Raw genomic sequence first — 24,412 nt, 5'->3', positions numbered from 1 at the left:
TACGGCAGGTTGACGGGACATGGGTGCCGATTGCCGGCGCCCGGCAAGGCACCCGGACAGATGGCGGTCGACCTCTTCAATGCGACGGCTTCGGCAGGTGTCGATCCCTCGCGCCTGAAGGTCGCGAGTTCGATCAAGCAGGCGGCCGCGACCACCGGCACGAGCTTCGAATATCTGCTCACGACCGCGAAGATGGAATCCAATTTCAATCCGCGGGCCGGTGCCACGACCTCGTCAGCGCATGGACTCTATCAATTCATCGACCAGACCTGGCTCGGCACCGTCAAGGAAGCTGGAAGCCAGCTCGGCTACGGCCGGTATGCCGACGCCATCAGCAGGAATTCCGACGGCAGCTATTCGGTCAGCGATTCCTCCGCGCGCGCCGCGGTCATGAAGCTGCGCGACGATCCGGACGCGGCGTCCTCGATGGCGGCGGTGCTGACGCAGTCCAACAGCTTCAAGCTCACCGGTAAGCTCGGCCGCCGTCCGACCGATGCAGAACTTTATATGGCCCACTTCATGGGCGTCGGCGGCGCCGGCAAGCTGATCTCGAGCGCCGAGGATAGCCCGAGCGCCAATGCGGCCACGATGTTTCCGAAGGCGGCGGCCGCCAACCAGTCGATCTTCTACGACAAGTCGGGCAGCGCGCGCAGCGTCAGCCAGGTCTATTCGGTGTTGACCACGCGCTACGCCGCGGCCGCGAACTCCAAGGATACGCGCACCGCCTTCGCCGCGGCGGGCGGCGACACCATGAGCCCTTACGCGATCGCAAGCGCCGCGCCCACACAAGCGCTGACCATGGACACCGCGTCCTATCTCTCGACCTTCCCGGACTCCCGGTCAGCGACGCCCGTCGGAGCGACCCCGGCCGTCGCATCGGCGCAGCCGGCACCGACCTTCCGCTCGCTCTACCAGGCCGGCGACCGCTCGGAGCCGATCTCGCCGGCGGTGCAGGAGCTGTGGGGCAATTCCTCCTCGCTGACCGCGTCGGCGACGCCGAAGGTCCGCGCGCCCGGACGGCTTGACCTGTTCAGCGATCCGAGCGGCACCTACAGCAACGGCTAGCGCTGCCGTGCTGCGCGCGCGAAGCTGCACGCCGTTGCGGTCTTAACGAAACGTCAATAATCCCAAACGTTTATGGTGAACCCTTTATTAAGCGTCATGGTTTATTTTTCCTTGTAGTGGCGTCGTATGCCGATGCCGTTTCGTTGCGTAAGCCGGAAGGACCATGATCGTTCGGCAGTTTATTAGTTGGATTAGGACCGCTCCAGCAGGTGAGCGAGCAGAGGCGACACGGGCGTTGGCCCGGGCCTGGCTCATCTCGGATCTCACCGAGGACGACCGCATCGCAGCCGAAGGCGCGCTGCTGATGCTGCTCGACGACCCGTCGCCGCTGGTGCGGCAGGCGATGGCCGAGGTGTTCGCGCGCAGTGCGGATGCGCCTGCCGCGATCGTGCAGGCGCTGTCGGCCGACCAGCCGGCGATCGCGCTGCCGGTGCTGGAACATTCACCGCTTTTGATCGATGCCGACCTCGTCGACATCGTCGCTACCGGCTCCGACGAGATGCAGTGCGCGATCGCGCGCCGCATCAATCTGCCGGCCTCCGTCGCCGCCGCGATTGCCGAGGTCGGCTCGGCCGCGGCCGCGCTCGAGCTGATCGAAAATCCTTACGCCGGCCTCGCGCCGTTCTCCTGGGATCGCATCGTCGAACGCCACGGCCATCTCGCCGCCATCAGGGAATCGATGCTGCAGCTGGAAGACCTGCCGTCGGCGACGCGGCTGGCGCTGGTCGCAAAGCTCTCCGACACGTTGGCGCAGTTCGTCGTCGCGCGAAACTGGCTCGGTGCCGATCGCGCCGACCGCATCGCCGGCGAGGCCAGGGAACGCTCCACGGTGAACATCGCCGCGCGCGCCTTCGGCGACGACATGCAGAACCTGATCACGCATCTGCGCGCCACCGGGCAATTGACCGCCGGGCTGATCCTGCGCGCGCTGCTGTCGGGCAATCTCGATCTGTTCGGGGCGGCGCTCGCTGAACTCTCCGGACTGCCCTATAGCCGCGTCTCCGCGTTGTTGAACGACCGCGGCGGCAACGGCCTGCAGGCGCTGCTGCGCCGCGCCGGCCTGCCGGAGACCACCTACGCCGCGTTCCGCGTCGCGCTCGAAGCCAGCCACGAGGTCGGCTATGTCGACAGCGGCGACGGCGCGGCACGGCTGCATCGCCGCATGGTGGAGCGGGTGCTGACGCATTGCGAGACCGATCATTCGGCGGCCGAACCGCTCCTGATCCTGCTGCGCCGCTTCGCGACGGAATCGGCCCGCGAGGACGCGCGGATGTTCTGCGAGGAGCTCGCCGCGGAAGACGCCATCGCGGTGCTGCCCTACGACGACGATCTCATCGCGGCCTGAGGGCCGCGTTTCCTGCCCATCGATGGAAGCTTGAGTGGCTGCCGCAACGCGAGCAGCCGGCCGCGGCACTATTCGCCGGGCACGATGCTCGGCGCGAGGATCGCCTCGAGGTGCTCGGGACGGTCGCGGTTGGCGTGGGTCAGGAATTCATCGGCGATGCCGCGGAGCTGCTTGCTCAGCACGCCGGCGACGACCGCGGTGTCGAGCTTGGTGCGGTTGCGCACGATCGCCTGCACGGCGTTGATGTGGTGGGCGATCAACTGCGGCGGTACGGCGCCGAGATCCGGCGCGTGCTCGATGATGCGGCACAGGCTCTCCGCGGCTGCGGCCGCCGACGGATAGCCGAATGTCGCGGCATCGCCCTTGATGTCATGCGCGGCGCGGAACAGCTCCTCGCGCGTCTTTTGGTTGAAGCCCTCGCGCAGCACGGCGGCGTGCGCGGCGGAGAGGCGGTCGGCCTCGATCGTCATCCACTCCTTGAACTCGCCCGACAGCGCGGCGAGCGCCTTTTCGGCGCGGCCGACCGGATCGTCGAGATCGCTCTCGGGGACGCGCAGCAGCATCTTGCGCAGCGGATTGGGCTGCGTGATCACGTGGTGCGTGCCGAAACTCTTGACCTCGATCGTACCGGGTTTGTCTTTCGCCATGGCGGTGTCCTAGATGGCCGAGCGCGCCTTTTCGAGCAGCGACGGCTGTTGCAGCACCTCGACCTCGCCGCTGCCGCGGCGTTCGGGGCCGATATAGGTGTTGGTGGTGTTGCGGCGGCGGTCGGGGCCGAAATAGGTCTTGGTCTTGATGAACGGGCGCGGATTGGCGACCACGTTCATGATGCGCTGGTAGAGGCCCTTGGCCGAGATCGGCTTGGCCAAGAATTCGGTGACCCCGGCATCGCGCGCCACCGTGACGCGGCGCTTCTCGGAATGCCCGGTCAGCATGATGATCGGCGCGTAGGGATTGCCCTTGGATTCCGGCTGCCGGATCATCTGCGCAAGCTCGAGCCCGTCGAAGATCGGCATCGACCAGTCGGTGATGACGATGTCGGGCACGTAGTGCGTATACATCTCGAGCGCGGTGGCGCCGTCCTCGGCCTCATACACCTCGCGCGCGCCGAACGAATGCAGCAGCGTCCGCAGGATGCGGCGCATGTGCGGATTGTCGTCGCAAATCAAAAATCGCAGCTTGTTGAAATCGATGCGATACATGGTCCGGCCCTGATAGGGCATACCGGGCCAATGCGGTATTACCCGACGTTAACCATATCCCGCCCGGGGTTAATGATTGGTTGCCGGGGCAGGGGGAGCAAGGGGAGCCGCCGTCAGTAGCCGAACTGCTCGCGCAGGATGCGCTCCTCCAGCGAGTGGCCGGGGTCGAACAGCATCCGCATCGCGATCGTCTTGTCGGACAGCACCTCGACCCGTCGGACGTCGCGGACCTCGTCATGGTCGGCGACCGCGGCGACCGGGCGCTTCTCGCCCTCGATCACCTCGATCACCACGAAGGCGGAATTCGGCAGCAGCGCGCCGCGCCAGCGCCGCGGCCGGAACGCGCTGATCGGGGTCAGTGCCAACAGCGCCGCGTTGATCGGCAGGATCGGTCCCTGGGCGGAGAGGTTGTAGGCGGTCGATCCGGCCGGCGTCGCCACCAGGATGCCGTCGGCCATCAGCTCGGGCATCCGCTCGTGCTCGTCGATCAGGATGCGCAGCTTGGCGACCTGGTAGGTCTGCCGGAACAACGCGACCTCGTTGATGGCATGATGCAGATGCACGGCGCCGTGGATGTCGGTCGCGCGCATCAGCAGCGGATTGATCAGCGACTCGCGCGCGGCGGCAAGCCGGGTGCGCAGATCATGCGTCGAGTATTCGTTCATCAGGAAGCCGACGGTGCCGCGATGCATGCCGTAGATCGGCTTGCCGCTGCGCATGTTGGCGTGCAGCGTCTGCAGCATCAAACCGTCGCCGCCGAGCGCGACCACGACGTCGGCATCGGCGGGTGGATGGTTGCCGTACATTTCCGTCAGCTGCTCGAGCGCCGACTGCGCTTCCGCGCTGGCGCTGGCGACGAAGGCGATCTTGTCATACCGCTTGGAGCTGGCCATTCGCTCACGAACTCGTTTGGCACGGAACACGCCGCGCTCGTCTATACATCCCGGGCGGCCTTGTCGAGATGGTCCGGGAACGGACCGCATGCCACGCCGGCGCCGCCAAACTAGCGCAGTTTGCCGCTGGATTGCGTAAATCGGGGCGCAGGGAGTGAACGATATGGCTAACAGTCTTGCGACACGGCTCGCCGCGGCGTTGCTGGTGGCCTGTCTTGCGACCGCGGCGCGGGCCGACGACGAGACCCCGCAGCCATCGCCGTCGCCGAGCGCGCAGGCTCCAAGTGGCCAGAACCCAGCTGGCCAGAACCCGAGCGGCCAGAAGGGGCGGGCAGGACGCGGCGGCGAGGCGGGCTCCGGCGCCAATGCTGCGGCCAGCGGCTCGACCGCCGAGCAGCACCGCCTGCCGCCGGACTCCACGACCAAGCAATCGGTCGCGCTGCCGAACCGCACCCTGAACTTCAGCGCGACCGCGGGCTCGATCCGCGTGTTCGACGACAAGGGCGAGCCGCTCGCCGACATCGCCTATACGTCCTACCAGCTCGACGGCGCCGAGAAGGCGAACCGGCCGGTGACCTTCCTGTTCAACGGCGGTCCGGGCTCCGCGTCGGCCTGGCTGCAATTCGGCAATGTCGGGCCGTGGCGGCTGCCGTTCGACGGCGCGGTGTCGTCGGCCGCGCCCGAGCTGCAGGCCAATGCCGACACCTGGCTCGATTTCACCGATCTCGTCTTCATCGACCCAGTCGGCACCGGCTACAGCCGCTTCGTCACCACCTCGGAGGAGGCGCGCAAGCGCTTCTTCACCGTCGACGGCGACGCCAATTCGGTCGCGCTGGTGATCCGCCGCTGGCTGGAGAAATACGACCGGCTGACCTCGCCGAAACATCTCGTCGGCGAAAGCTATGGCGGCATTCGCGGGCCCAAGGTGGTACGCAATCTGCAGATGCAGCAGGGCGTCGGCGTCCGCGGCCTGGTGCTGATCTCGCCGGTGCTCGATTTCCGCGAATATACCGGCTCCAGCCTCCTGCAATATGTCGCGAGCCTGCCGACCATGACGGCTGTGGCGCGACAGACGAAGGGTCCGGTGACGCGCGAGGATCTCGCCGACGTCGAGAGTTACGCGCGCGGCGATTTCCTGCTCGACCTCGTCAAGGGGCAAGCCGACACCGAGGCCACCGCGCGGCTCGCCGACAAGGTCGCGAGCCTGACCGGGATCGATCAGGCGGTGAGCCGCAGGCTTGCCGGCCGCTTCGACATCGGCGAATTCCGCCGCGAGTTCGATCGCAAGAACGGCAAGGTGACCGGCCGCTACGACGCCTCGGTCGAAGGCTTCGACCCCTATCCGGATTCCAGCTATTTCCGTTTCAACGATCCGTCCGGCGATCCCCTGATGGCGCCCTTGACCAGCGCCGCCGTCGACCTCACCACGCGCAAGCTGAACTGGCGGCCGGACGGCTCCTATCATCTGCTCAGCGAAAGCGTGAACAAGGCCTGGGAGTTCGGTCACGGCATCAGTCCGGCGGAGTCGGTGACGCAGCTTCGCCAGGCGCTGGCGCTCGACCCCAATCTGAAACTCCTGATCGGCCACGGCCTGTTCGATCTCGCCACCCCGTACTTCGCCTCGAAGATCATCCTCGACCAGTTGCCGGCCTTCGCGGGTCCGAGCCGCACCAGGCTCGCGGTCTATCCCGGCGGCCACATGTTCTACTCCCGCGACGGCTCGCGCCAGGCCTTCCGCAAGGAGGTCGAGGCGCTGATGAGGTGAGGGGAATGTGGCGGTGTGGATTGCGCCGTCGCTGCAAATACGGTCGTCGTCCTGGCGAAAGCCAGGACCCATAACAACCGGATTCGATTGTGAGCGGGATCGTGGCCCCAGCGTCGCGCAACAAATGCCATTTGGGGTAATGGATCCTGGCTTTCGCCAGGACGACATCGATTGTGTGGCACGGCCGACATCCACATTCGTCGTCCCGGCGAAAGTCCGCAGCGGAAGTTGGGAGCGGACCTCGTCGTTCCAACATCGCGCAATGGTTCGCGGCATGTCGGGGTTGGTCGCCGGCCAGGCCGCGGCGCGGCGCGACAATAAATTACGTCCGTTTGCCGCGTGCGCGATCAAGCTCGCGCCGGTTCATGTTTTGACGCGTTTTCTTCACGCGAACCGGTAGCCACTTCGCTCGAAAACGCTTTAGCGCTCACGGCTCCACGGGAAGAGGGAGGCCGGGAAGTCGGCCGCGTAGCGATGGCCGATCGGCGGACGGGGCTCTTCTTGCGGAGGATTCCGGTCGGGCTCGACCACCTTCCTGTAAAGATGCCAGGTCGCGTGACCAAGCACCGGCAGAACGACGCAGAGACCGACGAAGAATGGCAGTGAGCCCACGGCCAGCAATACCGCAACGATCAATCCCCACGCGGCCATCTCAATCGGATTCATCATCACGGCCCGTATCGAGGTGCGGATCGCATCGATCGCTGTCGCATGACGGTCGAGCATCAGTGGAAAGGAGACGACGCTGACGCAGAGGGCAACCAGGGCGAAAAGAAAGCCGACGCCGCATCCGACGATGATGAGCGACCAGCCTTCGGGCGTCGTCAACACGCGCTTTGCGAAATCAGGGATGCTCGCGGCCGGCGCATAGCCGAACGTCATGATGTAGATCGCGTCCGCGGTAGCGATCCAGACCCCGAACAGAACGAGCAGGAGAACGCCAAGCTCGAACATGGCGCCGAACGACGGCGCGCGCAGCACCTGCATTGCATCCCAGGCTCCTGGCTCCTCGCCGCGTTCGCGTCGTCGGCTCAGTTCGTAGAGGCCTAGTCCGGCGAAAGGACCGATCAGGGCGAAGCCGGCGGCGAGCGGAAACAGCAGGGGCAGCACCGAATAGCCAAGCACAAGTCTGAACAGGACAAGTCCGAGCACCGGATACATCACGCACAGGACGATTGCGTGGGTCGGGATGGCCTTGAAGTCTTCCCAGCCGAGGCGCAGCGCGTCGCCCAAGTCGGAAAGGCTGATCTTGCGAACGACGAAGGCGGTAGAGACGCCAAACAATTGCAGCTTGGGTCGTGCGAACACCGTGGTCATGGTTCCGGTCTCCTTGCTTGTGGCCGCAGGGGAACGGAGCGCCATCAACACACGCACATCCGCCTCATGCGCGAAAATCGCGACTGAGTCCGGCAAATCAGATTCAACCAGAAGGAGCTTGCCGGACGACATCTGTCGCAACCGGTCCGGTAAAACTAGTCCGATGCGCGGCAGAAGCAAGGTGGCGAATGCGGTCGGGAGAATTGTGCAGGTGCACAAACGAGGTCTTGCGATGCACCATGCGATAGGGGAGGGCCGATCATTGTTCGCGGCATCCAATGCAGTCCCGCCAACACGCGCCGGACAGTGGCGGGCATTACTCCTCTATTGACGTCTGGCTCGATGGGTACCATGTTGATGATTGACGCCCCCAGCTCCGATGAGGTTGCGGCCGTGACGTTGAGTTTTTGTCATGTCCCAGCATCGCGACCGGCAGAATGGGCGAGGCAAAAGCCACGGTGATGGTGAACGTGAGACCATCCCTCTGACGTGAGCTCCGCCCTTTCGTTCGTCTCCGCAGCCTTCGATGGCAAGGAGGAATGAGGGATGGCTGTAGCGATCTTACTGCTCCTGGTTGCCGTCGCCTCGGTGCTGTTTCACCTCTACAGCCCCTGGTGGTGGACCCCGATTGCCTCGAACTGGAGCTATATCGACCACACGATCAACCTGACATTCTGGATCACCGGAGCGGTGTTCTGCGCGGTGATCGTGTTCATGGCGTATTGCGTCCTGCGCTTTCACCACACCGAGGGACGGCGCGCCCACTACAATCCCGAGAACAAGAAGCTCGAATGGTGGCTCAGCATCGGCACCGCGGTCGGCGTCGTCGCCATGCTGGCGCCCGGCCTCGTCGTCTGGCACCAGTTCGTCACCGTTCCCGACGACGCGACCGATGTCGAGGTCGTTGGACAACAGTGGATGTGGAGTTATCGGCTTCCGGGAAAGGACGGCCGGCTCGGCACGTCAGATGCGCGCCTGATCAGCTCCGACAATCCACTCGGGTTGAATCCCAATGATCCGAACGGGCAGGACGACATCGTCGTGCAAAACGAGGATCTGCATCTGCCGATCGGGAAGCCGGTGAAGGTGCTGCTCCGCTCGATCGACGTTCTGCATGATTTCTATGTGCCCGAGTTCCGGGCGAAGATGGATATGATCCCTGGCTCGGTGACCTACTACTGGCTCACGCCGACCCGGACCGGAACCTTCGACGTCCTCTGCGCGGAGCTTTGCGGTGCCGCGCACGCACAGATGCGCAGCAAGGTCGTCGTGGAAGAAGAGAAGGAATATCACGCGTGGCTGGACAAGCAGCACACGTTCGCCGCCTTGTCCGGCCAGCGCAACGTCGCGAAGGCCGCGTACAAGACTGGCAGCGAATGAACATGCCGACGAGGATCGGCCGGATGTTCGGCCGGACATGAAGTGAACTCGTCGCTGAGCGGAAGACCAGGGAGGGTATTCCGATGGTCGATATCCCGTTTGATCAGGTCGCAGGCATCCCGCCCGCCGAAGTCGCTGAGGTCGAGCTCTATCATCCGCACAGCTGGTGGACGAGGTACGTTTTTTCGCAAGACGCCAAGGTGATCGCCGTCCAGTACTCGATCACGGCGATGTCGATCGGAATGGTTGCGCTGGTGCTGTCGTGGATGATGCGGCTGCAACTGGGATTTCCCGGCACATTCTCCTTTATCGATGCCAATCAGTACCTTCAGTTCATCACCATGCACGGCATGATCATGGTGATCTACCTGCTCACGGCGTTGTTCCTCGGCGGCTTCGGCAACTACCTCATCCCGCTGATGGTCGGCGCGCGGGACATGGTCTTCCCCTACGTGAACATGCTGAGCTATTGGGTCTACCTGCTCGCGGTGCTGGTGCTGGCCGCGACGTTCTTCGTGCCGGGCGGGCCGACCGGCGCCGGCTGGACGCTTTATCCACCCCAGGCGATTCTCTCCGGTACCCCCGGGCAGGACTGGGGCATCGTTCTCATGCTGGCCTCGCTGATCCTGTTCATAATCGGCTTCACGATGGGCGGGCTCAATTACGTGGTAACGGTGTTGCAGGCCCGCACACGCGGTATGACCTTGATGCGCATGCCCCTGACCGTGTGGGGCATCTTCACCGCCACCGTGATGGCGCTGCTGGCGTTCCCGGCGCTGTTCGTGGCCTCGGTGATGCTGCTGCTGGACCGCCTCCTTGGAACCAGCTTCTTCATGCCGACACTGGTCGAGATGGGCCAGCTGACCAAGTATGGCGGCGGCAGCCCGATCCTGTTCCAGCATTTGTTCTGGTTCTTCGGCCACCCCGAAGTCTACATCGTCGCGCTGCCGGCGTTCGGCATCATCTCGGATCTGATCAGTACGCACGCGCGCAAGAACATCTTCGGCTATCGCATGATGGTCTGGGCGATCGTGGCGATCGGGGCGCTGAGCTTCGTCGTGTGGGCGCACCACATGTATGTCAGCGGCATGCACCCGTATTTCGGGTTCTTCTTCGCCACCACGACGCTCATCATCGCGGTCCCGACCGCGATCAAGGTCTACAACTGGGTGCTGACCCTTTGGCGCGGCGACATCCATCTCACGGTGCCGATGCTGTTTGCGCTCGGCTTCATCGTCACCTTCGTCAATGGCGGCCTGACCGGGCTGTTCCTCGGCAACGTTGTCGTCGACGTTCCGCTGTCCGATACGATGTTCGTCGTCGCGCACTTCCACATGGTGATGGGGATTGCGCCGATCATGGCCGTGTTCGGCGGGATCTATCACTGGTATCCGAAGGTCACCGGGCGGATGCTCAATGATGCGCTCGGACGCTTCCACTTCTGGGTGACGTTCATCGGGGCCTATGCGGTGTTCTTCCCGATGCACTATCTCGGCCTGCTCGGGATGCCGCGCCGCTATCACGACATCGGCGAGACCTCCTTCGTCCCGGCCTCCGCCCATGACCTCAACGCGTTCATGAGCGTCGCGGCGCTGATTGTCGGCTTCGCCCAGCTCGTCTTCCTGTTCAATCTGGTCTGGAGCCTGTTCAAGGGAAGAGAGGCGGGCGGCAATCCCTGGGGTGCCACCTCGCTGGAATGGCAGACGCCGGAGACCCCGCCGGGGCACGGCAACTGGGGCAAGGAGCTCCCCGTCGTCTATCGCTGGGCCTATGATTACAGCGTGCCCGGTGCCGCCAGGGACTTCATCCCGCAGAATGAACCGCCGGCCAAGGTGCTGGCCCAGGGGGCCCATCCGTGAGTGCCATCGTCCTGTTCATTGCTACGATTGCAGCGATCGCGGGATGGTGGCTCTCGCAGCAACGGCTGGCCGCCAAGCCGTGGCTGGAGCAGGGCATTGCCGTCGATCTTCGCGGCGATCGCAGCTCTTCGGTGCCGGCGGCGAAAATCGGCCTCGGTGTTTTTCTTGCGGTGGTCGGCTCGCTGTTCGCGCTCCTGATCAGCGCCTACTCGATGCGTACCACCATGGTGGACTGGCGCGAGATGCCGCTGCCGAGGCTGGTGTGGTTCAACACCGGCGTCCTCGTCATCAGCAGCGTGGCGCTGCAATGGGCGCTGATGGCCGCGCGCCGTGGCGACCATGAGGGCCTGATCGCGGGCCTGTTGGTCGGCGGTGCATCGGCCGTGATGTTCCTGATCGGGCAGCTCGTGGTGTGGCAGCAGCTCAGCATCGCCGGCTATGTCATGGCGTCGAATCCGGCCAATTCCTTCTTCTATCTGATCACCGCGCTCCACGGGCTGCACGTGACCGGCGGCCTGGTGGCGCTCGGCAGGACAACCGTAAAACTGTGGCGCGGCGCGCCGATGATGCAGATGCGCCTGAGCGTCGAGCTTTGTACCATCTACTGGCATTTCCTGTTGCTGGTCTGGCTGGTGCTGCTCGGTCTGCTGACGGGCTGGACCGACAATTTCGTCGACATCTGTCGCCAGTTGCTCACCTAGCGAGGCAGGAAGCGATGACAGAAACCACACTCGCAACCCCCAAGGCACTGCCCGGGACGATACCCGGATTGCGCGGCATCGCCGCCGACTGGGCCTCGGACCAGCGCGCGTTCAAGAACGTGTCCTGGGGGAAGGCCATGATGTGGATCTTCCTTCTGAGCGACACCTTCATCTTCAGCTGCTTCCTGCTGTCGTACATGACGGCGCGAATGTCGACGACAGTGCCGTGGCCCAATCCCAGCGAAGTCTTCGCGCTCAATATCGGCGGCCAGCACATCCCGCTCATCCTGATCGCGATCATGACCTTCGTCCTGATCAGCAGCAGCGGGACGATGGCGATGGCCGTCAACTTCGGTTACCGCCGGGATCGCGTCAAAACGGCAGCCTTGATGCTGGTCACCGCGGCATTTGGCGCGACGTTCGTCGGAATGCAGGCTTTCGAATGGACCAAGCTGATCATGGAGGGCGTGCGGCCCTGGGGCAACCCGTGGGGCGCACCGCAATTTGGCGCTTCCTTCTTCATGATCACCGGCTTCCACGGCACCCACGTGACCATCGGTGTGATCTTCCTGATCGCCATCGCACGAAAGGTTTGGCGAGGAGACTTCGACGTCGAGCGGCGCGGCTTTTTCACGAGCCGCAAGGGCTACTACGAGATCGTCGAAATCATGGGCCTGTACTGGCATTTCGTCGATCTGGTCTGGGTGTTCATCTTTGCCTTCTTTTATCTCTGGTGAGGTCGCGCATGACAGAAGCAGCGGTACATGTGGAAGGGCAGGCAGCACAGCATGCGCTACACACCTATGTGCATGGTACGGTGGCATCAGGCGCCGCGCATGCAGAGGGCCAGCAGCACCCGATCAAGCTCTATCTGGTAGTCTGGGGATGGCTGTTCGTGCTCAGCACCTGCTCCTATCTCGTCGACTATTTTGGTATCCATGGCCACCTGCGGTGGTCGCTGATCCTGCTGTTCATGGTGCTGAAGGCCGGCCTGATCGTCGCAGTGTTCATGCACATGGCCTGGGAGCGGTTGGCGTTGGCCTACGCCATCCTGTTGCCGCCGGTGCTGGTGCTGGTTTTTGTAGGGATCATGGTGTTCGAATCCGACTATACGCATCTGCTTCGGGTCATGTTCTTCGCGCCAGCAAGCTAGAAATGCGACGGCCATGACCACATGGGTCATGCTGGACGAGGCAAGGCATCTCGAAGGCGGAGGCCTCGCCGCATGGTCCGGCAACCCTGCGACGAGGGCCTTCAACCGATGGCTTTTCGAACTGACGAGGAATTAATCTCGTGCAAATCAATCGTTCAATTCGTCGCCGGAGCTATGCCAACATCGGAGACTACGTCGCACTGACGAAACCGCGCGTGATGTCGCTGGTCGTCTTTACCGCACTGGTCGGTCTCATGGTCGCACCGGGCGGCATCGAGCCCTTCACCGGGCTCGCTGCTCTTCTTTGCATCGCTGCGGGCGCCGGCGCCGCAGCTGCGCTCAATATGTGGTACGACGCCGATATCGATGCGCTGATGGCGCGTACCGCCATCCGTCCAATTCCCAGCGGCCGCGTATCGCGCCCGGAAGCATTGGTCTTCGGATTGATGCTCGGCTCGTGCGCGGTCCTCGCCCTCGGCACCTTGCTGAACATGGCCGCTGCTGCGCTGCTGGCTTTCACGATCTTCTTCTACGTCGTCGTCTACACGATGTGGCTCAAACGCCGAACCCCGCAGAATATCGTCATTGGCGGTGCCGCCGGAGCGCTCCCTCCGGTGATCGGCTGGGTTGCGGTCACAGGGCATGTCGGGCTCGAGCCGCTCATCCTGTTTCTGATCATCTTCCTTTGGACGCCACCCCACTTCTGGGCACTGTCGCTCAATCTTGCTGGAGAGTATGCCCGCGCCGGCGTGCCGATGTTGCCGGTCGTGGCCGGCAGGACCGAAACAAAGCGCCAGATTCTTCTCTACAGCGTGCTTCTGGTTTCGACCTCACTGCTGCCTTGTGCGCTGGGGTTTGCGGGAGCCGTCTACGGCGCGGCTGCGGCGACGCTGGGAGCGATCATGATTTTTCTCGCATGGCAGGTACGCCGGAGCCACGACAAGGAAAGGCGGCCCGCTCGTCGCCTGTTCGTGTTTTCGATGCTCTATCTGGTCCTGCTTTTCGGGGTGCTGCTGATGAATGCTGCACCCTATGCTCAGTCCCGCTGACTGGGTGCATTCGAATCAACGGCCGCCTTGCCTCGTCGGGCAGCTCAGTGATTGAATTTCGCGGGGCACCCGCCGGGGACGGCCCTAGCGCTCGTCCCGCATATATGGACTTCGCTGGGAGACGAGTCTCAGGTCTTGATCGGCGGACATCGTCTGGAGCCCGTGCATACGTGGCACGCTCGCCGGGTTGCCCAACAAGATCCAGGCGATAGCGCCCGTGGCCAGCATTCCGCCGTAGATCACCAAAAGGTCCCGCCTCATCGCGCTTCCTCCGTATGTGGCCGTCTCCAAGCATAAATCAGGCCAATCCATTCGGGCACGGACAGGTGCGGCGCACAGGATAGCGTTGGACAAGTAGGACAGGCTCGCCCTAAGCTTCGCCCATTGCAGCAACCAGGCGCGGTTCAAGAATGGACTGGTCCTACTATCTCGGGGGCACTGCTATTGTCCTGCTCCTTCTTGCCTATCGGCTGCATGGCGGGCTGTTTAGGAAGAATTCATTGCGGGACGAAAAACTAAATCGACTGATTGATGAACGCATCGGACGCTTGGACCTGAAGCGCCGCAACGATTGAACCGCCCTGAAGCGGCACCTCGAGGCCAACGCAACGCCACTCTCCGGAATCATCCTTACGGCGACGGCAGAGCTACCTTGGTCTCCCGAGATGACCATCTCGGCAGATGATACTTTTTTATGATTTGAAAGAGATATTTGAGCAATCGAATGAAGGTCTGGGTCTATACCGACACAAGCAAGCCCGTTGGCGAGCCGGAGCATCTGAAGGTTTTCGCGACCAATGACGCCGCGCAGTCGTGGTTCAAGCGAAACGTCCCGGAGGGCGCCGCATTTGCTTACGAGATCATTCTGGGGCCACGTTACCTGGCCAAGACGCTCCTCGTGCTGTCCGTCCTGCTTCTTGGCATCGCCGATCTCTACACCACCAACACGATCCTGAATCTCGGCCTCGGCGAGTTGAACCCGTTCATGCATGTCGCTCAGACATGGCTCGGCCCCTGGTGGCTTATCCCGAAGCTCGGTTTGACCTATTTCATGATGTGGCTGCTGTGGCGCAGCAACAACCCTTACAATATCGCGATAGTGGTGGCGTTTTGCTCCACGCCCGTACTCAATAATCTTCTCATCATAGCAGGCACGAACTAACCTCAATTCACGTTTCGAACGTGAACCGAAGGATCGATCTGTCTCACCCATACGTCTCCACGATGAAGTCAATCAGCGCGCGGAGCTTCGGCGTCATCTTGCGGTGCTTCGGCCACAGGATCTGGCGCGCGCGCGCCCGCGTTGTGTAGTTCGGCAGCAGGACCTGCAGCCGTCCGGCGGCGATGTCGTCGGCCAGCAGCTCGTCGCGCATCAGCACGATGCCGGCGCCGGCCAGCGCCGCATAGCGGATGCCGAACGCGCTGTTGATGAAGAGGCGGCTCGCGACATCGACATGCACTTCGCCCTCCGGCCCCGAGAAGGTCCATCGCTGTCCGTCGGACCAGCCGGGGTAGCGCAGGCACTCATGGCGGGCGAGATCCGCCGGATGGGTCGGCGTGCCGCGTTCGGCGAGATAGCTCGGCGCGGCGCAAACCACGCCGGTATAGGGCGACAGCGAGCGCGACATCATGGTGGAATCGGTCAGCGTGCCGACCCGGATCGCCGCGTCCAGCCCTTCCTCGAGCAGGTCGACCATCCTGTCGCTGAGGATGAGGTCGACCGAGACGTCCGGATATCTCTTCATGAAGCGGACCAGCGCGGGCGCCAGGCTGTACGACCCGAAGGCGACCGAGGTCGCGACGCGGAGCTTGCCGCGCGGTGCGCTGAGGGCCTCCTCGACCAGCGCATCGCCGGCCTCGGCCTGTTCCAGCAATTGCCTGCAGTGATCGAGATAGCTGCGGCCGAGCTCGGTGAGGCCCTGCCGCCGGGTCGACCGGTTGATCAATTGCGAGCCGAGCCGGTCCTCGAGAAAACGGATATGCTTGCCGATCATGGTCGGCGACATCCGCAGCTCCTTGGCCGCCGCGGTGAAGGAGCCGAGATCGGCGACGCGGGCGAACACAGACATGCTGGTCAATCGATCCATGATTATAAACCAATAGTTATTTCACTGCAGATCAAAGCGCCGTTTATAGGGTGATAGAATTGTATTTATTACCATAAGTGAGCAATCGGCGCGATGATCCGTGCGATTGCTTTGGAATGTGGCCGGTCGCGCCCGGAGGGGCGCGGACCGCGCGGGGCCTCGAACCAGGACAGGAGTGTCAGGATGCCTTTCCAGATCACGATCAATGGGACCAGTCATCAGGTCGATGCCGATGGCGACACGCCGCTGCTGTGGGTGCTGCGCGACGTGCTGGGCATGACCGGCACCAAGTTCGGCTGCGGCATGGCGCTGTGCGGCGCCTGCACGGTGCATCTCGATGACAGCGCGGTGCGCTCCTGCATCACGACGATCGACAGCATCGGCGACTCCAAGATCACGACCATCGAGGCGGTCGGCAACACACCGGCGGGCAAGAAGATCCAGGACGCCTGGCTCGCGCATGAGGTGCCGCAATGCGGCTACTGCCAGTCCGGCCAGATCATGTCGGCTTCCGCCTTGCTCGCGGGCAAGCCGAAGCCGACCGATGCCGATATCGACGACGCGATGTCGGGCAATATCTGCCGCTGCGGCACCTATGTCCGCATTCGCGAAGCCATCAAGCAAGCCGCGCAGTCGGGAGGTTGAGCCATGACGCTGATCGACAATCTGTCCGAGCGCGCCGCCGATCTGTCGCGGCGCAACTTCCTCCGCGCCGGCGCGATCGCGGGCGGCGGTCTGCTGCTCAGTTTGAGCCTGCCGTTCGCGAGCCGCGAGAGCGAGGCGGCCGCCTCCGACGGCTTCGCGCCGAATGCCTTCATCCGGATCGGCGGCGACGGCAAGGTCGTGCTGACCATGCCCTATGTCGAGATGGGGCAGGGCACCTATACCTCGATCCCGATGCTGATCGCCGAGGAGCTCGAGATCGGCTTGACGCAGGTCCGGCTCGAGCACGCGCCGCCGAGCGACAAGCTCTACGCCAACCCGCTGCTCGGCGTGCAGGCCACCGGCAATTCGAATGCGATGCGCGGCGCCTGGCAGCCGATGCGGAAAGCCGGCGCCACCGCGAAGGCGATGCTGGTCGCAGCCGCGGCGAAACGCTGGAACGTCGAGCCGGGGACATGCCTAGCCGAGAACGGCGAGGTGCATCACGCGGCCTCCGGACGCAAGCTGGGCTACGGCGAACTGGCGACTGACGCGGCGCAGATGCCGGTGCCGGAGAATGTCACGCTGAAGAGCCCGGCCGAGTTCAAGCTGATCGGCACGCCGGCCAAGCGGCTCGATACGCCCTCGAAGATCAACGGCACGGCGGTCTACGGCATCGACGCCCGGCCGCCCGGGGTGAGGGTCGCGACGCTGGCGCAGTCGCCGGTGTTCGGCGGGCGGGTCAAGCGCGTCGATGATGCAGCGGCAAAAGCCGTCAAGGGCGTGCGCCAGATCGTGACGCTCGACGACGCAGTCGCGGTGGTGGCCGACCACATGGGGGCGGCGAAGAAGGGTCTGGCGGCGCTCACGATCGAGTGGGACGAGGGCCCTCACGCCAAGCTCGCCACATCGGATATCGCACGCGAGCTCGAAGCCGCCACCACGAAGCCGGGCACGGTCGCGCAGAATATCGGCGACGCCGACAAGGCGATGGCGGGCGCGGCGACGAAAGTCGAGGCGACCTATCAGCTGCCGTTCCTCGCCCACGCGACGATGGAGCCGATGAACTGCACCGTGCATGTGCGCCCCGATGGCTGCGAGATCTGGGTCGGCAGCCAGGCGCTCTCGCGCGCGCAGGCGGTGGCCGCGAAGGTGCTGAACATGCCGCCGGAGAAGGTGGTGGTGCACAATCATCTGCTCGGCGGCGGCTTCGGCCGCAGGCTCGAGGTCGATGGCGTGATCCGCGCGGTGCAGATCGCCAAGCAGGTCGATGCGCCGGTCAAGCTGGTGTGGACCCGCGAGGAGGACATCCAGCACGACATGTACCGGCCCTACTGGTGCGACCGGATTGCGGTCGGCCTCGATGCGTCCGGCAAGCCGGTCGCCTGGAACAACCGCTTCGCCGGCTCGTCGGTGCTGGCGCGATGGGCGCCGCCGGCGTTCCGCAACGGTCTCGATCCCGACACGATCGAGGGCGCGATCGATCTCGTCTACGACATCCCCAACTTCCACGTCGAATATGTCCGGGTCGAACCGCCGGGCATTCCGACTGCGTTCTGGCGCAGCGTCGGGCCCTCGCACAACGTGTTCGTCACCGAAAGCGTGATCGACGAGCTGGCGGCGGCGGCGAAGCAGGATCCGGTCGATTATCGCCGCGCGCTGCTCGGCAAGTCGCCGCGCGCCAAGGCGGCGCTCGAGCTCGCGGCGGCCAAGGCCGGCTGGGGCGGCAAGCTGCCGGCCGGGCACGGACGCGGCGTGTCGCTGCAATTCGTGTTCGGCAGCTACCTCGCCCAGGTCGCCGAGGTCGAGGTTGCCAGGGACGGCTCGGTCCGCGTCCACCGCGTCGTCTGCGCGATGGATTGCGGCACCGTGGTCAATCCCGACACGGTGCAGGCGCAACTGCAGAGCGGCATCAATTTCGGCGTCACGGCGGCGCTCTACGGCGAAATCACGCTCAAGGACGGCCGCGTCGAGCAGAGCAATTTCGACAGCTACCAGATGCTGCGCATCGATCAGGCGCCGGCGATCGAGGTCTATATCGTCCCGAGCACCGAGCCGCCCGGCGGCATGGGCGAGACCGGAACCTCGGGCATCGTGCCGGCGATCAGCAACGCGATCTTCGCGGCGACCGGCAAGCGGCTGCGCAAGATGCCGGTCGATCCGGCGACCTTGAAGCAGACCTAGGGGCGAGTGAGAGGCTCCCCCGGGTGCTGGCGCGATCGTGAAGCCGGACGGATTTGCGCCGTGCACTGATCCGTGCGAGAAGCGGGCATGCATCTGAGGCGGCTCGCCAATCTCTGGATTCTCCTGCTCGTCGCGGCCGGGCTGTTGCTCGCGCCCGTGGCGCCGGCATTTACCCGGATGATGCCGGATGCCTCGGCCGCTGCGATGCAGGCGATGCCGGATGAACACGCCATGTCTGGACAGGCGATGTCCGAGCAGGCGATGGCCGACGACATGCCGTGCTGTCCGGAGCAGGGCAAGAGCAAGGGCTGCGACGACTGTCCGTTCCTCGCGCTCTGCATGCTAAGCGTTTCGCTGCCGGTGCCCGCCGGCATAGCGTCGCTGGTCGGGCGCGAGCCGCTGCGGAGCCGGATCGCCGCCCCTGACGACCGTCTGCTTGACGGCCTCGGCGCCAAACCTCCCGACCATCCGCCTCGAACCCACGTCTGACGGGCGCGCAAGCGCCTGATCGCTGACGCGTGCGCCAATGGCGCGCGTGCCTTTGCATGCCGCTCACGCGGCTCATCAGACGTATCGAGGATCATCACCATGAAGTCTTTCCACCTGGCGCGGGCCGCTGCCGTCGCGCTGATCGGCGTTGCCGTGACGGGCATGTCTGCCCACGCCGAAATCAAGAACTACGAATTCCAGCTCGTGCAGCCGACGGTCAAGGCGGGTGCCGATCGCATCGTCACGGTGCGGCTGGTCGACAAGACGAGCGGGAAAGCGGTGTCTGACGCGGTCATCTTCTCGACCCGGCTCGACATGGCGCCCGACGGCATGCAGGAGATGGCCACCAAGGTGACGCCGATGCCGGGCACCGAGCCCGGCACCTACCGGTTCAAGGCGACCTTCGGCATGGCCGGCCGCTGGCAATTGTCGCTCGGCGCCAAGGTGCAGGGCGAGACCGGCGCGGTCGAGAACAAGCTCGTCGTCACGGCCGAGCAATGAGCCGCCGGGCAATCGGCCCCTTAACATGGGCCGGCGCCGCCGCTGTGATCGCCGCAACGGCCGCCGCCGCATGGATCGGCCGCGACCTGCCGCCGCGGCCGGTGACCGCTGCCATCGTCTCCGCCGCGCGGGCGGCGGAGACTGCTGCGCCGATCTACTACCGCGATCCCGACGGCAAGTCGTTCTATTCGGCGACACCGAAGAAGACGCCTGACGGGCGCGACTATCTGCCGGTGTTTGCGGATGACGAGGCCGCTGCCGGCGAGCCGGAGCGATCGGCAGAGGTAAGCGCGCCTGCCGCGAAAGGCGAGCGCAAGGTGAAATATTATCGCAATCCGATGGGACTTCCCGACACCTCGCCGTTGCCGAAGAAGGACTCCATGGGGATGGATTACATCGCCGTCTATGACGGCGAGGACAGCGACGACGGTTCGATCACGCTGTCGCCCGGCCGGATCCAGCGCAGCGGCGTCAAGTCCGAGGCCGCGCAGATGCGCCGCATCCGCACGCTGGTCCGTGCGCCCGGCACGATCCAGCTCGACGAGCGTCGCGTCTCCGTGATCGCGATGCGGGCCGAGAGCTATGTGCAGAAAGTCGCCGACGTCACGACCGGCAGCCGCGTGACGAAGGGCCAGCCGTTGATGGAGATCTACAGCCCGGCAATATCGTCCGCCGCGGCCGAATATGTCGCGACCATCACGTCGAAGGCGACTGCGGGTATCGAGCCCTACGGGCGCGGCTCCAAGCAGCGGCTGACCAATCTCGACGTTCCCGAACCGGTGATCGCCGAGATGGAGAAGAGCCGGACGGTTCCGATCGCGATCCAGTGGCTGTCGCCGCGCGACGGCACCGTGCTGCAGCGCGCCGCCATCGAGGGCATGCGCGCCCAACCCGGCGACGTGCTGTTTCGGATCGCCGACGTCTCTGTGGTGTGGGCGTTGGTCGACGTTGCCGAGCGCGATCTCGGCAATATCGTGGTCGGGCAAAAGGTCACCGTGCGGGCACGCAGCTATCCCGGCCGCAGTTTCGCGGGCCAGATCAGCGTGATCTATCCGCAGGTCAACAAGGAGACGCGCACCGCGCGGGTGCGGATCGAATTGCAGAACGCCGACCTCGCACTGCTGCCGGACATGTATGTCGACGCCGAGATCGACACCGGCGGCGCGGCGCCGGTACTTACGGTCGCTGATAATTCCATCCTCGACACTGGCAGCCGCCAGAGCGTGCTGATCGACCGCGGCAACGGGCGGTTCGAGCCGCGCGAGGTCAAGCTCGGGCGGCGCGGCGAGGGCTATGTCGAAATCCGCGACGGCCTCGCCGAGGGCGACGGGGTGGTGACTTCAGCCACCTTCCTGATCGACGCCGAGAGCAACCTGAAAGCGGCGATCAAGGGCTTTGCCGAGGCCGGTGCTGCGCAGGCGGGCGGTGGCGACAAGACGGGGGACCGCCAATGATTGCCCGTGTCATCGCCTGGTCGGCGCGCAACCTGCTGCTGGTGCTGTTCGGCACCGGTTTTGCGGCAGCCGCGGGCCTTTACGCGCTGCTGCATCTGCCGCTCGATGCGATCCCCGATCTCTCCGACACCCAGGTCATCGTCTACACCGAATATCCCGGCCAGGCGCCGCAGGTGATCGAGGACCAGGTCACCTATCCCCTGACCACGGCGATGCTGACGGTGCCGAAGTCGAAGGTCGTGCGCGGCTTCTCGTTCTTCGGCGTGTCCTTCGTCTATGTCATCTTCGAGGACGGCACCGACATCTACTGGGCGCGCTCGCGGGTACTCGAATTCCTCAACGGCGCGGCGTTGCGGCTGCCGGCCGGTGTCTCGCCGACCATCGGACCCGACGCCACCGGGGTCGGCTGGGTCTACCAGTATGCCGTGATGTCGAAAGAGCTGAACCTTGCGGACACCCGCACGATCCAGGACTGGAACCTGAAGTTCGCGCTGGCCAGGGCGGAAGGCGTGGCCGAGGTCGCCAGCGTCGGCGGCTTCGTCAAGCAGTACAATGTCATTCTCGATCCGCAGCGAATGCGCGATCGCGGCATCACCATGCAGCGGATGCGCGACGCCATCCGCGCCAGCAACGCCGACGTTGGCGGCCGCACCGTCGAACTGTCCGAGTTCGAATATGTCATTCGCGGCAAGGGCTATCTGAAGGACATCAACGATCTCGGCAACATCGTGCTGAAGACCGATGGCGGCACGCCGGTGCTGCTGCGCGATGTCGCCCGCGTCGAGCTCGGCCCCGACGAGCGGCGCGGCATCACTGAACTGAACGGCGAGGGCGAGGTCGCGAGCGGCATCGTGCTGCAACGCTTCGGCGTCAACGCGCTCGACGTGATCGAGAACGTCAAGAAGCGTTTCAGGGAGATCGCGACCAGCCTGCCGAAATCGGTCGAGATCGTGCCGGTCTATGACCGCTCCAATCTGATCTATGCGGCGATCGACACGCTGAAGCGCACGCTGTTCGAGGAGAGCGTGGTGGTCGCGCTGGTCTGCATCGTGTTCCTGCTGCATGTCCGCAGCGCGCTGGTCGCGATCCTGATGCTGCCGGTCGGCGTCTTGATGGCGTTCGGCGCGATGAAGCTGCTCGGCATCGGCTCCAACATCATGAGCCTCGGCGGCATCGCGATCGCGATCGGCGCCATGATCGATGCGGCGATCGTGATGATCGAGAATGCGCACAAGCACCTGGAGCGCGCCGAGCCCGGGCGGTCGCGGGTCGCGATCCTGATCGAGGCCGCGGCGGAGGTGGGGCCGGCGCTGTTCTTCAGCCTGCTCATCATCACCGTGTCCTTCATGCCGATCTTCACGCTGGAGTCGCAGGAGGGGCGGCTGTTCTCGCCGCTCGCCTTCACAAAGACGTTTGCGATGGCGGCGGCGGCGCTGTTGTCGGTGACGCTGGTGCCGGCGCTGATGGTGATCTTCGTCCGCGGCAGGATCGTCCCCGAGCACAGAAATCCGATCAATCGCTTTCTGATCTGGATCTACCGTCCGGTCATCAACGGCGTGTTGCGGGCCAAGACGCTGGTGATCCTGCTCGCGCTCGGTGCCGTCGCCGTCTCGATCTGGCCGGCGCGGCAGCTCGGCACCGAGTTCATGCCCGACCTCAATGAGGGCACGCTGCTCTATATGCCGACCACGCTGCCGGGGATTTCGGTGACCAAGGCGGGCGAATTGCTGCAAATGCAGGACCGGATCATCCGCGGCTTTCCGGAAGTCGCCTCGGTCTACGGCAAGGCCGGCCGCGCCGCGACCGCAACCGATCCGGCGCCGTCGGAGATGTTCGAGACCGTGATCAATCTGAAGCCGAAACAGCAATGGCGCGCCGGCCTCACGCTCGACCGCCTGATCGCCGAGATGGACAAGGCGCTGCAATTTCCCGGTGTCTCCAACGCCTGGACCATGCCGATCAAGGCGCGCATCGACATGCTGTCGACCGGGATCAGGACGCCGGTCGGCGTCAAGGTGATCGGTCCCGATCTCGCTGTGATCGACAAGCTCGCACGCCAGGTCGAGCAGGTCGTGCGGGGCGTGCCCGGCACCTCGTCGGCCTATGCCGAGCGCAGCCTCGGCGGCTACTACCTCGAGATCACGCCGAACCGCGAAGCGTTGTCGCGCTACGGCATCGCGGTGCAGGACGTGCAGGACACCATCGCGACCGCGCTCGGCGGCCAGAGCGTGACGACGACGGTTGAGGGGCGCCAGCGCTTCACCGTCAACATGCGCTATCCGCGCGATCTGCGCGACAATCCGGGGGCGATTGCGAGCGACATCCTGGTGCCGATGCCGGCGGGCGGGGCGGTGCCGCTCGGCGAGGTCGCCGACATCGCGCCGGCGCGCGGGCCGACAACGATCCGGACCGAGAACGGGCAACTTGCGACCTATATCTATGTCGACATCCGCGATCGCGATCTCGGCGGCTATGTCGCGGACGCGCAGCGCGCGGTGCAGACCGGCGTGCAGTTTCCCCCCGGCACCTACGTGGTTTGGAGCGGGCAGTACGAATATCTCGAGCGCGCCACCGCGCGGCTCAGGATCGTGGTGCCGGTGACGCTTCTGATCATCTTTCTGCTGCTCTATCTCAACTTCCGCTCGGTGGCGGAGACGATGATCGTGATGCTGTCGCTGCCGTTCGCGCTGGTCGGCGGCCTCTGGCTGATGTGGGCGCTCGGCTTCAACCTGTCGGTTGCGGTCGCGGTCGGCTTCATCGCGCTCGCCGGCGTCGCCGCCGAGACCGGCGTCGTGATGCTGATTTATCTCAACCAGGCGCTGGGCGAGATCACGGCGCGTCGCGCTGCCGAGGGACGCACGATCGATCGTGACGACCTCAATCGCGCGATCATCGCGGGCGCGGTCGAGCGCGTCCGGCCGAAGATGATGACGGTGGTCGCCATCATGGCGGGGCTGTTGCCGATCATGTGGAGCACCGGCACCGGCTCGGAGATCATGCAGCGCATCGCGGTGCCCATGATCGGCGGCATGATCTCGTCGACGCTGCTGACACTGATCGTGATTCCCGCGATCTTCGCCGTCGTGAAGGGCGTCGAGATCAAAGCGAAGGTGTCGGCACGCGAAGTTGCTTCCTGTGCCGCGCGCCAAGCGGCAAAGTTGTGAAGGAAACATGACGCCGGTTCGTGGAGTCAAACCGGATTGAATGATACCCTGAGGGGGTATATAGCTGATGGCGGTTCGTGGCTGGCTGATTTGCGGTCGGCTTTGCGGGCCATCGGAGATGCGAGGCGGGTGTTGGTGCTTTCTCTAATACACATCTCCGAT

The 24,412-nt window shown here is 64.6% G+C and carries 22 protein-coding genes; 17 read left to right on the top strand and 5 right to left on the bottom strand.

Translation table 11 applies throughout. The features are described from left to right. The first annotated feature begins 60 nt into the window (after positions 1 to 60). A complete protein-coding gene (locus tag AC1VNY_RS30720) occupies positions 61 to 1,065 on the top strand; it encodes a transglycosylase SLT domain-containing protein (RefSeq protein WP_482407969.1) in 1,005 nt (334 codons plus the stop codon). A gap of 163 nt (positions 1,066 to 1,228) precedes the next feature. Continuing rightward, positions 1,229 to 2,410 (top strand): DUF2336 domain-containing protein, encoded by a 1,182-nt coding sequence (locus AC1VNY_RS30715; RefSeq protein ID WP_482407968.1) that lies wholly within the window; start codon positions 1,229 to 1,231, stop codon positions 2,408 to 2,410. 68 nt (positions 2,411 to 2,478) lie between these two features. On the opposite strand, the gene AC1VNY_RS30710 is transcribed toward AC1VNY_RS30715, so the two are convergent. From AC1VNY_RS30710 to AC1VNY_RS30700, 3 genes are all read right to left on the bottom strand, one after another. Then, complete coding sequence (locus AC1VNY_RS30710) at positions 2,479 to 3,057, bottom strand: Hpt domain-containing protein (protein ID WP_482407967.1); 579 nt, start codon at positions 3,055 to 3,057, stop codon at positions 2,479 to 2,481. 9 nt (positions 3,058 to 3,066) lie between these two features. Then, the gene (locus AC1VNY_RS30705; protein ID WP_028336173.1) at positions 3,067 to 3,612 is read right to left on the bottom strand and encodes a response regulator; all 546 of its coding nucleotides are present in this window, start codon (positions 3,610 to 3,612) and stop codon (positions 3,067 to 3,069) included. A 113-nt stretch (positions 3,613 to 3,725) separates the two neighbouring features. After that, positions 3,726 to 4,505, bottom strand: coding sequence for an NAD kinase (locus tag AC1VNY_RS30700; protein WP_016843906.1), 780 nt, complete (start codon positions 4,503 to 4,505; stop codon positions 3,726 to 3,728). Positions 4,506 to 4,668: 163 nt separating this feature from the next. Between AC1VNY_RS30700 and AC1VNY_RS30695 the strand changes: the two genes are divergently transcribed. Next, on the top strand, positions 4,669 to 6,270 hold the full coding sequence (locus tag AC1VNY_RS30695; RefSeq protein WP_482407966.1) for a S10 family peptidase: 1,602 nt from the start codon (positions 4,669 to 4,671) through the stop codon (positions 6,268 to 6,270). A gap of 420 nt (positions 6,271 to 6,690) precedes the next feature. Here the strand turns inward: AC1VNY_RS30695 and AC1VNY_RS30690 are convergent, their stop codons facing one another. Beyond that, positions 6,691 to 7,587, bottom strand: a complete 897-nt coding sequence (locus AC1VNY_RS30690; RefSeq protein ID WP_028342674.1) for a DUF2189 domain-containing protein — start codon at positions 7,585 to 7,587, stop codon at positions 6,691 to 6,693. 546 nt (positions 7,588 to 8,133) lie between these two features. Here AC1VNY_RS30690 and coxB point away from each other — a divergent pair. From coxB to AC1VNY_RS30650, 8 genes are all read left to right on the top strand, one after another. Beyond that, a complete protein-coding gene (coxB, locus tag AC1VNY_RS30685) occupies positions 8,134 to 8,967 on the top strand; it encodes a cytochrome c oxidase subunit II (RefSeq protein WP_482407965.1) in 834 nt (277 codons plus the stop codon). Between the two features lie 83 nt (positions 8,968 to 9,050). Further along, positions 9,051 to 10,826, top strand: a complete 1,776-nt coding sequence (gene ctaD, locus AC1VNY_RS30680; RefSeq protein ID WP_482407964.1) for a cytochrome c oxidase subunit I — start codon at positions 9,051 to 9,053, stop codon at positions 10,824 to 10,826. Continuing rightward, a complete protein-coding gene (locus AC1VNY_RS30675; protein WP_482407963.1) occupies positions 10,823 to 11,527 on the top strand; it encodes a cytochrome c oxidase subunit 3 in 705 nt (234 codons plus the stop codon). Before ctaD ends, AC1VNY_RS30675 begins: the two co-directional genes overlap by 4 nt. A gap of 14 nt (positions 11,528 to 11,541) precedes the next feature. After that, positions 11,542 to 12,264 (top strand): heme-copper oxidase subunit III family protein, encoded by a 723-nt coding sequence (locus AC1VNY_RS30670; RefSeq protein ID WP_028342670.1) that lies wholly within the window; start codon positions 11,542 to 11,544, stop codon positions 12,262 to 12,264. Positions 12,265 to 12,272: 8 nt separating this feature from the next. Beyond that, positions 12,273 to 12,680: a cytochrome C oxidase subunit IV family protein gene (locus tag AC1VNY_RS30665; RefSeq protein WP_038383227.1), complete on the top strand. Its 408-nt coding sequence runs from the start codon at positions 12,273 to 12,275 to the stop codon at positions 12,678 to 12,680. Positions 12,681 to 12,820: 140 nt separating this feature from the next. Continuing rightward, the gene (locus tag AC1VNY_RS30660) at positions 12,821 to 13,729 is read left to right on the top strand and encodes a heme o synthase (RefSeq protein WP_482407962.1); all 909 of its coding nucleotides are present in this window, start codon (positions 12,821 to 12,823) and stop codon (positions 13,727 to 13,729) included. Between the two features lie 410 nt (positions 13,730 to 14,139). Beyond that, a complete protein-coding gene (locus AC1VNY_RS30655) occupies positions 14,140 to 14,304 on the top strand; it encodes a hypothetical protein (RefSeq protein WP_167350399.1) in 165 nt (54 codons plus the stop codon). A gap of 149 nt (positions 14,305 to 14,453) precedes the next feature. Beyond that, positions 14,454 to 14,891 (top strand): DUF5658 family protein, encoded by a 438-nt coding sequence (locus AC1VNY_RS30650; RefSeq protein ID WP_028342667.1) that lies wholly within the window; start codon positions 14,454 to 14,456, stop codon positions 14,889 to 14,891. A 43-nt stretch (positions 14,892 to 14,934) separates the two neighbouring features. On the opposite strand, the gene AC1VNY_RS30645 is transcribed toward AC1VNY_RS30650, so the two are convergent. Next, positions 14,935 to 15,798 (bottom strand): LysR substrate-binding domain-containing protein, encoded by an 864-nt coding sequence (locus tag AC1VNY_RS30645; protein ID WP_482407961.1) that lies wholly within the window; start codon positions 15,796 to 15,798, stop codon positions 14,935 to 14,937. A 201-nt stretch (positions 15,799 to 15,999) separates the two neighbouring features. Here AC1VNY_RS30645 and AC1VNY_RS30640 point away from each other — a divergent pair, with 201 nt between their 5' ends. From AC1VNY_RS30640 to AC1VNY_RS30615, 6 genes are all read left to right on the top strand, one after another. Beyond that, complete coding sequence (locus tag AC1VNY_RS30640) at positions 16,000 to 16,461, top strand: (2Fe-2S)-binding protein (RefSeq protein ID WP_482407960.1); 462 nt, start codon at positions 16,000 to 16,002, stop codon at positions 16,459 to 16,461. Between the two features lie 3 nt (positions 16,462 to 16,464). Next, on the top strand, positions 16,465 to 18,642 hold the full coding sequence (locus tag AC1VNY_RS30635; protein WP_482407959.1) for a xanthine dehydrogenase family protein molybdopterin-binding subunit: 2,178 nt from the start codon (positions 16,465 to 16,467) through the stop codon (positions 18,640 to 18,642). A gap of 87 nt (positions 18,643 to 18,729) precedes the next feature. Beyond that, entirely contained in the window at positions 18,730 to 19,131 is a 402-nt protein-coding gene (locus AC1VNY_RS30630) for a hypothetical protein (protein ID WP_482407958.1), read from the top strand. Positions 19,132 to 19,230: 99 nt separating this feature from the next. Next, the gene (locus tag AC1VNY_RS30625; protein ID WP_482407957.1) at positions 19,231 to 19,632 is read left to right on the top strand and encodes a FixH family protein; all 402 of its coding nucleotides are present in this window, start codon (positions 19,231 to 19,233) and stop codon (positions 19,630 to 19,632) included. Further along, positions 19,629 to 21,086, top strand: a complete 1,458-nt coding sequence (locus AC1VNY_RS30620; protein WP_482407956.1) for an efflux RND transporter periplasmic adaptor subunit — start codon at positions 19,629 to 19,631, stop codon at positions 21,084 to 21,086. Before AC1VNY_RS30625 ends, AC1VNY_RS30620 begins: the two co-directional genes overlap by 4 nt. Continuing rightward, complete coding sequence (locus AC1VNY_RS30615) at positions 21,083 to 24,250, top strand: efflux RND transporter permease subunit (RefSeq protein ID WP_482407955.1); 3,168 nt, start codon at positions 21,083 to 21,085, stop codon at positions 24,248 to 24,250. The genes AC1VNY_RS30620 and AC1VNY_RS30615 overlap by 4 nt, the downstream gene beginning before the upstream one ends. Positions 24,251 to 24,412 lie beyond the last annotated feature (162 nt).

The sequence above is a fragment of the Bradyrhizobium ferriligni genome (assembly GCF_056837965.1).
This window is presented reverse-complemented; position numbering and strand designations above follow the sequence as displayed.

Bases quoted from the DNA above. Each gene is read 5' to 3' on its own strand.
- AC1VNY_RS30670 (WP_028342670.1), top strand. From the start codon at position 11,542: ATGACAGAAACCACACTCGCAACCCCCAAGGCACTGCCCGGGACGATA.
- AC1VNY_RS30720 (WP_482407969.1), top strand. From the start codon at position 61: ATGGCGGTCGACCTCTTCAATGCGACGGCTTCGGCAGGTGTCGATCCC.
- coxB (WP_482407965.1), top strand. From the start codon at position 8,134: ATGGCTGTAGCGATCTTACTGCTCCTGGTTGCCGTCGCCTCGGTGCTG.
- AC1VNY_RS30630 (WP_482407958.1), top strand. From the start codon at position 18,730: ATGCATCTGAGGCGGCTCGCCAATCTCTGGATTCTCCTGCTCGTCGCG.
- AC1VNY_RS30620 (WP_482407956.1), top strand. From the start codon at position 19,629: ATGAGCCGCCGGGCAATCGGCCCCTTAACATGGGCCGGCGCCGCCGCT.
- AC1VNY_RS30705 (WP_028336173.1), bottom strand. From the start codon at position 3,612: ATGTATCGCATCGATTTCAACAAGCTGCGATTTTTGATTTGCGACGAC.
- AC1VNY_RS30645 (WP_482407961.1), bottom strand. From the start codon at position 15,798: ATGTCTGTGTTCGCCCGCGTCGCCGATCTCGGCTCCTTCACCGCGGCG.
- AC1VNY_RS30665 (WP_038383227.1), top strand. From the start codon at position 12,273: ATGACAGAAGCAGCGGTACATGTGGAAGGGCAGGCAGCACAGCATGCG.
- AC1VNY_RS30655 (WP_167350399.1), top strand. From the start codon at position 14,140: ATGGACTGGTCCTACTATCTCGGGGGCACTGCTATTGTCCTGCTCCTT.
- AC1VNY_RS30700 (WP_016843906.1), bottom strand. From the start codon at position 4,505: ATGGCCAGCTCCAAGCGGTATGACAAGATCGCCTTCGTCGCCAGCGCC.
- AC1VNY_RS30715 (WP_482407968.1), top strand. From the start codon at position 1,229: ATGATCGTTCGGCAGTTTATTAGTTGGATTAGGACCGCTCCAGCAGGT.
- AC1VNY_RS30690 (WP_028342674.1), bottom strand. From the start codon at position 7,587: ATGACCACGGTGTTCGCACGACCCAAGCTGCAATTGTTTGGCGTCTCT.
- AC1VNY_RS30625 (WP_482407957.1), top strand. From the start codon at position 19,231: ATGAAGTCTTTCCACCTGGCGCGGGCCGCTGCCGTCGCGCTGATCGGC.
- AC1VNY_RS30635 (WP_482407959.1), top strand. From the start codon at position 16,465: ATGACGCTGATCGACAATCTGTCCGAGCGCGCCGCCGATCTGTCGCGG.
- AC1VNY_RS30710 (WP_482407967.1), bottom strand. From the start codon at position 3,057: ATGGCGAAAGACAAACCCGGTACGATCGAGGTCAAGAGTTTCGGCACG.
- ctaD (WP_482407964.1), top strand. From the start codon at position 9,051: ATGGTCGATATCCCGTTTGATCAGGTCGCAGGCATCCCGCCCGCCGAA.
- AC1VNY_RS30650 (WP_028342667.1), top strand. From the start codon at position 14,454: ATGAAGGTCTGGGTCTATACCGACACAAGCAAGCCCGTTGGCGAGCCG.
- AC1VNY_RS30615 (WP_482407955.1), top strand. From the start codon at position 21,083: ATGATTGCCCGTGTCATCGCCTGGTCGGCGCGCAACCTGCTGCTGGTG.
- AC1VNY_RS30695 (WP_482407966.1), top strand. From the start codon at position 4,669: ATGGCTAACAGTCTTGCGACACGGCTCGCCGCGGCGTTGCTGGTGGCC.
- AC1VNY_RS30640 (WP_482407960.1), top strand. From the start codon at position 16,000: ATGCCTTTCCAGATCACGATCAATGGGACCAGTCATCAGGTCGATGCC.